Below are 9,331 nucleotides of genomic sequence, written 5' to 3'. Positions count from 1 at the left end.
ACCTAACAAAGGGAAGAGTACAGGATATGAAAAATTAAAATTAATCGCTTTTACAATAAAATCTTTCTTAGGAGCATTCACCTGAATAAAACTTTCTATGATCGGTTTATTCCATTTTACACTATCTTTTATTGTAGAAAATTGAAGGCAAATACTTTTAGATTTTGTTTCTGGACCAACACGTTTCAAGCGAAATTTGCTTTTATCATACAAAATCGTTTCGTGTAATTCTATCGTATCTTTTTTATAATCTTGCGCATTTGCAAACGTTATAAAACATAAAAAAAAGAAGTAAATTTTTGTCATCTATTGGTTTTAAAATCATTTATCAATTTTATAAAATATAGATGTTCAAAATTCATAAAGGTTACACAATAACATGTTAAAGTTTCAATTTGGATATTAAGAATAATTTTATTATCACATCATTTTTTTGCATAATTTTAATAAAAACTGAAATTTGAATGAAAATTAGATTATTACTTTCAATAATTTTTGTGTTTACTTTTTTACAAATTCATGCACAAAAAAAGGAACTTTCTTTGTCTGAAAATGTAAATAAAGAAACTATCTCATTTCAATTTATCAAGAATTTAGTTGTTGTTCCAATTACATTTAATGGTCATCAAATGAATTTCATTGTAGATTCTGGACTTAAAGAAACTATTTTATTCAGCCAATATGACAAAACAATCAACAAAAACAATCTTCGCCAAATTAATTTAAAAGGTCTAGGAAAAGATAATGCTGATACAAAAGGATTTTTTTCATCAAAAAATCAAATCGTTTTAGGTCAAAATTATTCTTCAAACAATATGGATATTATCGTGATACAAGACGAGAATTTCAACCTCTTTTCTCGGTTAGGAATTGATGTTCATGGAATAATTGGTTCTGAATTTTTTAAAAACTATCCAATTCAAGTAGATTATGCAAAAAGAAAAATCACCATTTATAAATCTATTCTTGAAGTTAAAAAATTAAAGAAATTTCAATCAAATCCATTAGAAATAAGTCCAGAAATAAAACCTTTTACAACTGTTGATTTTACGCATCAAACAACTTACACAAATCAAAAAATGTTGATAGACATTGGAAATAGTGATGGTTTGTGGCTTTTCGAAAATCAAATTGAGAATTTAGCACCTTTACAACATGTATTTTCGGATGAATTGGGCAAAGGTTTTAATGGTTCTATTAATGGCAAACGTGGAGTTATAGATGCCGTAAACTTAGATAAATATAAACTTAATCAACCTTTAATTGCTATTCCAGACATCGAATCGATCCAATATCTTAACTTAAAAAATAATCGAAAAGGTTCTATCGGCAATGAAATTTTGAGAAGATTTACAATTATTTTAGATTATAAAAATCAGTTGTTTTATTATAAACCGAATCGAAATTTCAAAGATGCTTTCCACTACAATAGAAGCGGATTAACGATAATTCACGATCAATTTGAGTGAAAAAAAACATCGGTTAGAATGACATTCAACACAAACGATGTTGATAAAGACAATGGTACTACAACACAAAAGATGAATTACCAATTTGAAATGAAACCTGTTTATAAAATAGAAGCGGTTCGTAAAAAATCGAATGCAGATTTAGTAGGTTTGAAAGCAAATGATATACTTACAAAATTGGATGGAAAACAAGTGAATAAAATGAGTTTAAATGATATCGAAAAATTCATGATTAAAAATGAATTTCAGCAAATTTCTGTAGAAATTCTCCGAAATAATGTTCCAATGAAATTTAAGTTTGTACTTGATATTCCATATTAAAAAAAGAGTAACTTTTGGTTACTCTTCTAATTGATGTAATATATTTTCTAATTCTACCAGATTCTTTTTATAATAAGTAGAAATCCACCATTTTAATAATAAAACGCAAATTAAAACATAGAAAAATAGTGTAAGAAAAATATAAAGATAAAACTGAAATTTGTATTCAAATTGCAACGAGTTTGGATGCTGGATATACGAAATACCAATAACCATCAACACTAAAATAGAAATCAAGTACGAATAAATACTGTAAATATCAATCGCAGATTTGTAATTATAATAAAACCAATTGATGTTCTTTAGCGAATTATATTCCAAATGATAAGATCGTTTATAAAACTTGAAAATATAAATAAACGGTACCAAAAAAGACAACGAAATACACAACAATGTCCACCAAATTGTTGGCGTATTTGCATCAAATAAGAAAGGAAAAGCATATAAAAACAATAATCCTAATGATTGAAAATAAAATTCTTGTTTCAATGTTTTTCTTACTTTATCAATAATGGTATTTGCTTCTTGATTAAGTTCAAGATTTGGATCAATTTTCACTTCATCTGAAGATTGATTGTCCCATTGTTTTTGTAATTCATCAAAATTCATAACCGTATTTTTTTATGATGATTTGTATTTTTTCTTTCGTTCTGTTCAATTTCACACGTGCATTTACTTCCGAAATTCCCAAGTTGATACTAATTTCCTTGTGATTTTGCCCTTCCAAAAACAGAAAAATCAATGCTTTCTCTACTTTATTTAATTCATGAACTGCTTTGTAAAACAATTCGAGTTGCGTTTCTTTTTCACCAGAATCCACCTCATCTACTTGATCAATATTTTCTAAAAAAGTATGACGATCTGCTTTTCTCTTTTCTTTTCTAAAATAAGTTAACGCCGTATTCAACGAAACGCGGTACATCCATGTCGAAAATTGAGACTTACCTTCGAAACGATCAAAAGATTTCCATAACTGCAAAACAATCTCTTGTATCAAATCATTTTGATCTTCAGAATTATCCATATACATCATAGCGATTTTGTGTAAAATCCCTTTGTGCTGATCGATTAATTCTAAAAAAAGAGTTTGTTTAGCTTCCAAAATCGTTACTTTATTTTTTTCAACGCAACTTGTTCATCATCGATAAATAAAATACAATTGACTCCGAAAAATTCTTGCAAAATATTTACTTTGATATTTAACTTTTCATCTTTAGAATTTTTCAAATGCCCCGTTAAAATTGGCGCAGAAAAATAGTTAATTTGATAATCTTGTAATTTGTCATTTACAAAAAGTTTTTCGCCAGAAAACCAATTATTCTCGATTCTGATAACATTATTTTCAACTGTTGTTTCCCAAATAGATTTCATCGCTTAATTATTTAGTGTTTACTAGTAAGTAGAAAAAAAATAAAAACGTTACAAACTTTTTTGAAAAAAAAAATTAAAATTCCATTTCTAACCAAATCGGTAAACTGAATTCTTCTAATAAATGAGCCAATTGAAATTCTTTGTAGTTTTCTTTCGTTATCCACGCCATTTCTTCTATCTCAGAAGCGTTTTTAAGCGTTTTTAATGATTTTAATTTAACATGAAATACATTTGCATGAACTTTGGTATTCTCTTCGTTAACGGCAATAGAAGTATGATTTCCTAAAAATGAAACATCGTGCTGTAGAATATCAACATTAATCTCTTCCAAAAATTCGCGTCCAAGCGTTGTTAATAATTCTTCATCTTGTTCTCGTTTTCCTCCAACCATCTGAAAAAATTTCGATTTCTTTTTTCGGACAGCTAACATTCTACCCGTTTCATCTGTAACCAAGGCGTTCACCAAATAAATATGATTCATTGTTATGCGTTATGCGTTATGCGTTATGCAAAAATAAAAAGTTTGGAGCAAAAAAAAGCTTCACAATAAGTGAAGCTTATAAAAGTTGGCGATCCGGACGGGACTCGAACCCGCGACCACTTGCGTGACAGGCAAGTATTCTAACCAACTGAACTACCGGATCAGTCTGTTTTTTTTATTTATAATTTTCGATCGATCTAAAATAGAAAAAGAAATAGATGCGATCCGGACGGGACTCGAACCCGCGACCACTTGCGTGACAGGCAAGTATTCTAACCAACTGAACTACCGGATCAGAAAATTATAAATTGATATATTTTTTATGAATTTTTATAAAAAATTGCGATCCGGACGGGACTCGAACCCGCGACCACTTGCGTGACAGGCAAGTATTCTAACCAACTGAACTACCGGATCAGAAATTATAAAAAATATATTGTGTAAAAGAACGAACTTTTTGCGATCCGGACGGGACTCGAACCCGCGACCACTTGCGTGACAGGCAAGTATTCTAACCAACTGAACTACCGGATCAAAATCTGTATCGATTTCGGATTGCAAATATAGGCGGTTTTCTGATAAAACCTAAACTTTTTTCAAAAAAAATCTCGGAAATTTTGCATCCGAGATTCTTTTATTTCAAAATCAGCGATTTAATTTATTATAAAATCGCGTTTAATTTTTCTACTAATTGCTCTTTTGGAACAACTCCAACAACTTTGTCTACTACTTCTCCGTCTTTGAAGAATAAAATTGTAGGAATGTTGCGAATTCCATATTTTGCTGCAACTTCTTGGTTTGTGTCTACATCAACTTTACCAATAACTGCTTTTCCTTGATATTCTGTAGCAAGCTCTTCCACAACTGGACCAACCATTCTACAAGGACCACACCAAACAGCCCAAAAATCAACCATTGCTGGTTTTCCTGACTCTATAATATCTGATGCAAATGATGCGTCTGTTACTTCTAATGCCATAATCTTATATTTTTTTTATCTAATCTTAAGTTTACAAATCTACATAAAATTTTATTCTTGAAAAATTTCGTTCATATTATCTATCAATTATTGAATAGATGAAACGAATAATTAATTCAGTTTGAATGTAATTTCCTGCAATTCATCTAATTCTTTCAACAAATCTCGACAAATGTTAATTTTGATTTTACTTGCTGGTAAATCTAAATTATTCAAATAATCTTTTGGATCAATTAATTGAATTTTTAATAATTTATCTCCTTGATATTTGAACATAATATCTGATAATTTGCTAAATGTTTCTTCCGAAAATTCTGGAACTTCAATCTTCACCGTCATTTTTTCGGCTTGTTTTTCCACAATTTCATTCAACAACAAAATATTTGTGATGTTTTTATACACACGTCCTTGCGTTACATTTCCTTCTTTGTCTTTGAATTCTTTTTTCGAGATATTCAATTTCAAATTCAAGAACATATTTTCCTGCATAAAGTGTCTATATTTCATATAATCGCTACCAAAAACCATGATATCCATCGAATCGGTGTAATCACTAAACGTAAAAATACCAAATTCGTTTCCATTTTTGGCAATTCTATGTTGAATATTTGACATCATTCCACAAATTGAAACTTCTTTGTTGACAAAATTATCTTCATTCGCATTGATATCAGAAATACTACAATTTGAAGCCATTTTCAACTCATGTTTGAAATCATCCAAAGGATGCGAAGAAATATAAATTCCAACAACTTCTTTCTCTTTCGACAAACGTTGTAACATATTCCATTTCTCACAATCTGGCAACATCGGAACCACATCTTCTACAACAGAATCTCCTCCAAAATCACCAAATAAAGAAGTTTGAGAAGAGTTTTTTTGCTCCTGATAATTTCCTCCATATTTGATTAATTTTTCCAGATTCGTCGTTGTATTATCGATAAAAAAATAACGTCCACGATGAAATTCAAACGAATCAAAACCTCCAGCTAAAACTAAGTTTTCGATTGTTTTTTTGTTCACTGTTCGCAATTCGACACGTTTAACAAAGTCGTATATATCTTTGAACGGACCATTTGCTTCACGTTCAGAAATTATCGAGTTTACTGCGGCTTGCCCAACACCTTTTACAGCTCCCATTCCAAAACGAATTTCATAATTTTCGTTTACGTTAAACTTCGTAATCGATTCATTGATATCTGGACCAAGAACCGCCAATCCCATTCGCTTACACTCTTCCATAAAGAAGGTCACTTGCTTGATATCATTCATATTATTTGAAAGAACAGCCGCCATATATTCTGCTGGATAATGTGCTTTCAGATAAGCTGTTTGATACGCTACCCACGCATAACACGTCGAGTGCGATTTATTGAAGGCATAGGATGCAAAGGCTTCCCAGTCTGTCCAAACTTTTTCTAAAATCTTAGGATCATGCCCTTTTTCTGAAGCTTGCGCAACAAATTTTGGTTTCATTTTATCCAAGACAGCTTTTTGCTTTTTCCCCATTGCTTTACGCAAAACGTCGGCATCACCTTTCGAGAAACCTGCTAATTTTTGCGAAAGCAACATTACTTGCTCCTGATAAACCGTAATTCCGTAGGTTTCTGATAAATATTCTTCCATCGCATCCAAATCGTACTGAATTGGTTCTTCACCATTTTTACGGCGAACAAACGACGGAATATATTCGATAGGCCCAGGACGATAAAGGGCATTCATGGCAATTAAATCCGCGAAAACTGTCGGACGTAAATCCTTCATGTATTTTTGCATTCCGGGTGACTCGTATTGGAAAACCCCAACCGTTTCGCCACGCTGGAAAAGCTCATATGTTTTTTCGTCGTCAATCGGAATTTCATCCGGATTGATATCGATTCCTGTTCTCGCTTTTACCAATTTGATGGTATCTTTAATCAGGGTTAAGGTTTTCAACCCCAAAAAGTCCATCTTCAATAATCCAGCACTTTCTGCAACCGAGTTATCAAATTGTGTTACATATAAATCTGAATCTTTTGCCGTTGTTACAGGCACGAAATTCGTGATATCATCTGGCGTAATAATTACCCCACACGCGTGAATTCCCGTGTTACGAACAGAACCTTCTAAGATTTTTGCTTGCTGAATAGTTTCTGCAACTAAATCATCTCCAATCGATAAACGTTTTAATTCGCTTACCGCATCAAATTCTTCTGGTTTTAAGGCTCCTTTTAATGCAGCTTCATCTAAATTAAAGATTTTAGATAACTTCATATTCGGAATCAAACCTGCAACACGATTGGCATCAAACAATGGTAAATCTAATACACGCGCCGTATCTTTTATCGAAGATTTCGCTGCCATTGTACCATACGTAATGATTTGCGCTACTTGATTTGCACCATATTTATCAATCACATAATCCATTACCAACGATCGACCTTCGTCATCAAAGTCGATATCGATATCGGGCATAGATACACGATCAGGATTTAGGAATCGCTCAAAAAGTAAATCGTACTGAATTGGATCTAAATTGGTAATCCATAAACAATAAGCAACTGCTGATCCTGCCGCCGAACCACGACCTGGACCAACCGATACGCCCATTTTACGCGCCGCAGCAATAAAATCTTGTACAATCAAGAAATAACCAGGATAACCTGTTTTTTCAATTGTGGCTAATTCGAAATCCAAACGTTCTTTAATTTCGTCTGTCAATTCTGGATAACGAATTTTTGCACCTTCGTAGGTTAAATGTTTTAAATAAGCATTCTCACCTCTTTTCCCTCCATCTTCATCATCTTCTGCGTGATGAAATTCTTCGGGAATATCAAATTTTGGAAGTAATACATCTCGATAAAGCGTGTATTCTTCTATTTTATCAACAATTTCTTGAATATTAATAATTGCTTCGGGAATGTCTTGAAACAATTGTTTCATTTCTGCTTCCGACTTAAAATAATATTCTTGATTTGGCAAACCAAAACGGAATCCACGACCACGACCAATTGGCGTTGATTGTTTTTCTGCATCGCGCACACACAACAAAATATCGTGTGCATTCGAATCGTCTTGATTGATATAATACGTATTATTTGTCGCAACAACTTTTACATTGTGTTTACGCGCAAACGCAAGCAAAGTCTGATTAACACGATCTTCATCTTCTTGTCCGTGGCGCATCAATTCGATGTAAAAATCATCACCAAACTGCTCTTTCCACCAAAGTAAAGCTTCTTCGGCTTGCTTTTCACCAAGATTCAAAATTTTGTTTGGAACTTCACCTTGTAAGTTTCCAGACAAAACAATTAAATCTTCTTTATATTCTTCAATAATCGCTTTATCAATTCGAGGCACGTAGTAAAACCCATCAGTATAAGCCTTCGATGCCATTTTTGCTAAATGATGATAACCATTTTTGTTCTTTGCAAAAATTACAATTTGATAGCCATTATCCTTTTTTGTTTTGTCTAAATGATTTTCACAAACAAAGAATTCGGAACCAATAATAGGTTTTAAGATAACTTCCGTTGGTTCTGCTCCGTCAGCAATTAACTCTTCATTCTTTACTTTTGCAGCTTTATTATGATTTTGTACTTCTGCATTAAAATGAAAAGCTCCCATCATATTTCCATGATCGGTAATTGCAACTGCAGTCATTTTATTTTTTGCCGCAGCACTCACCAAATCGTTTACAGAAATAGTCGATTGAAGAATTGAAAATTGTGTGTGATTATGTAAATGTGCAAATTTTGCTTTCTCGAATTGTGCTAAAACTTCTTCCGAAATATCAATAACCTCATCTCCTCCATCTTCTTTGGCTTTAATTTTCGCAATTTCTTGTGAAGCTTTTTTAAGATTTACGTGATTTAGTCCAACTGGCTGAATATTTGTTTCATTAATTGCATTAAATCGAACAAAATATTCATCTTCAACTTCTAACTCGTTTTTTGTAAAAATACCTTTACGAATCAACTCGAAAAAACAACGCGTAGTTGCCTCCACATCGGCAGTTGCGTTATGCGCTTCGCCAAACGAAACACCAAAAAGATATTGATGCAATTCTGTTAACGTTGGTAATTTGTAACGACCTCCACGACCTCCAGGAAGTTTCAATAACTCGGCAGTCACCTCGGTACAGGTATCCAAAACAGGTTTTTCGGCTAAATTATTTTCATAATTCAGACGATAAAATTCGGCTCCCATAATGTTAATATCGAACCCTAAATTTTGTCCAACAATGAATTTAGCTTTACCTAAAACTTCGTTGAATTTATCTAAAACTTCTTTTAATGGAACACCTTTTTCGGTAGCCAAATCAGTCGAAATTCCGTGAATACGCTCAGAATCATACGGAATATCAAAACCATCTGGTCGAACCAAATAATCTTGATGTTCAATAATTTGTCCCATTTCATCGTGCAATTGCCATGCTATTTGTATACAACGCGGCCAGTTGTCGGAGTCAGAAATCGGCGCATTCCAATCTTTCGGAAGACCAGTTGTCTCTGTATCGTATATTAAGTACATTGAGTTTTCGTTTGAATCTGTAAATTTACGAAATCTTAGGAGAAGATTTTCTTAAGATAAGTTAAGAAAGTTATTATATGAAATGTAATTTTATTAAAAGAGATATATCCAATATGTTTTACGTTTATACTATTACAATACCACTTTTGATTATTTTGTCTTTCTATTTCGTTGAACTGGATATCCCCCTGAATTTTC

9 protein-coding genes and 4 tRNA genes are annotated in these 9,331 nt (G+C 32.3%); 2 read left to right on the top strand and 11 right to left on the bottom strand.

Going from position 1 to position 9,331, the window contains the following annotated elements:
• Window positions 1-306: hypothetical protein (locus tag B3J26_RS01920; RefSeq protein WP_291072951.1), on the bottom strand; the 306-nt coding region annotated here is incomplete at its 3' end.
• Window positions 307-464: 158 nt separating this feature from the next.
• On the opposite strand from B3J26_RS01920, the gene B3J26_RS01915 reads away from it, so the two are divergent.
• Window positions 465-1,469, top strand: coding sequence for an aspartyl protease family protein (locus B3J26_RS01915; RefSeq protein WP_291047689.1), 1,005 nt, complete (start codon window positions 465-467; stop codon window positions 1,467-1,469).
• A gap of 18 nt (window positions 1,470-1,487) precedes the next feature.
• Window positions 1,488-1,790, top strand: a complete 303-nt coding sequence (locus B3J26_RS01910; RefSeq protein WP_291047687.1) for a PDZ domain-containing protein — start codon at window positions 1,488-1,490, stop codon at window positions 1,788-1,790.
• Window positions 1,791-1,808: 18 nt separating this feature from the next.
• Here B3J26_RS01910 and B3J26_RS01905 read toward each other — a convergent pair whose 3' ends face one another.
• The 10 genes from B3J26_RS01905 to dnaE all read right to left on the bottom strand — a co-directional run bounded on the left by B3J26_RS01905 (window position 1,809) and on the right by dnaE (window position 9,133).
• Window positions 1,809-2,399: a hypothetical protein gene (locus B3J26_RS01905; protein ID WP_291047685.1), complete on the bottom strand. Its 591-nt coding sequence runs from the start codon at window positions 2,397-2,399 to the stop codon at window positions 1,809-1,811.
• Complete coding sequence (locus B3J26_RS01900; protein WP_409410629.1) at window positions 2,389-2,820, bottom strand: RNA polymerase sigma factor; 432 nt, start codon at window positions 2,818-2,820, stop codon at window positions 2,389-2,391. The genes B3J26_RS01905 and B3J26_RS01900 overlap by 11 nt, the downstream gene beginning before the upstream one ends.
• 77 nt (window positions 2,821-2,897) lie before the next feature.
• Complete coding sequence (locus B3J26_RS01895) at window positions 2,898-3,161, bottom strand: hypothetical protein (protein ID WP_280061778.1); 264 nt, start codon at window positions 3,159-3,161, stop codon at window positions 2,898-2,900.
• A gap of 73 nt (window positions 3,162-3,234) precedes the next feature.
• Window positions 3,235-3,642, bottom strand: coding sequence for an NUDIX hydrolase (locus B3J26_RS01890; protein ID WP_291066446.1), 408 nt, complete (start codon window positions 3,640-3,642; stop codon window positions 3,235-3,237).
• An 86-nt stretch (window positions 3,643-3,728) separates the two neighbouring features.
• Window positions 3,729-3,805: transfer RNA gene (locus B3J26_RS01885), tRNA-Asp, on the bottom strand.
• Between the two features lie 58 nt (window positions 3,806-3,863).
• A tRNA-Asp gene (locus B3J26_RS01880) sits at window positions 3,864-3,937 on the bottom strand.
• A gap of 48 nt (window positions 3,938-3,985) precedes the next feature.
• A tRNA-Asp gene (locus tag B3J26_RS01875) sits at window positions 3,986-4,059 on the bottom strand.
• A 43-nt stretch (window positions 4,060-4,102) separates the two neighbouring features.
• Window positions 4,103-4,176 (bottom strand) — tRNA-Asp (locus B3J26_RS01870).
• Window positions 4,177-4,303: 127 nt separating this feature from the next.
• Complete coding sequence (gene trxA, locus B3J26_RS01865; protein WP_038331009.1) at window positions 4,304-4,621, bottom strand: thioredoxin; 318 nt, start codon at window positions 4,619-4,621, stop codon at window positions 4,304-4,306.
• A gap of 111 nt (window positions 4,622-4,732) precedes the next feature.
• The gene (dnaE, locus tag B3J26_RS01860; protein WP_291072949.1) at window positions 4,733-9,133 is read right to left on the bottom strand and encodes a DNA polymerase III subunit alpha; all 4,401 of its coding nucleotides are present in this window, start codon (window positions 9,131-9,133) and stop codon (window positions 4,733-4,735) included.
• Window positions 9,134-9,331 lie beyond the last annotated feature (198 nt).

The sequence above is a fragment of the Empedobacter sp. UBA5987 genome (assembly GCF_002429865.1).
Taxonomy (GTDB): domain Bacteria; phylum Bacteroidota; class Bacteroidia; order Flavobacteriales; family Weeksellaceae; genus Empedobacter; species Empedobacter falsenii_B.
The sequence above is the reverse complement of the archived record's forward strand: the minus strand, read 5'-3'. Positions and strand labels throughout refer to the sequence as shown.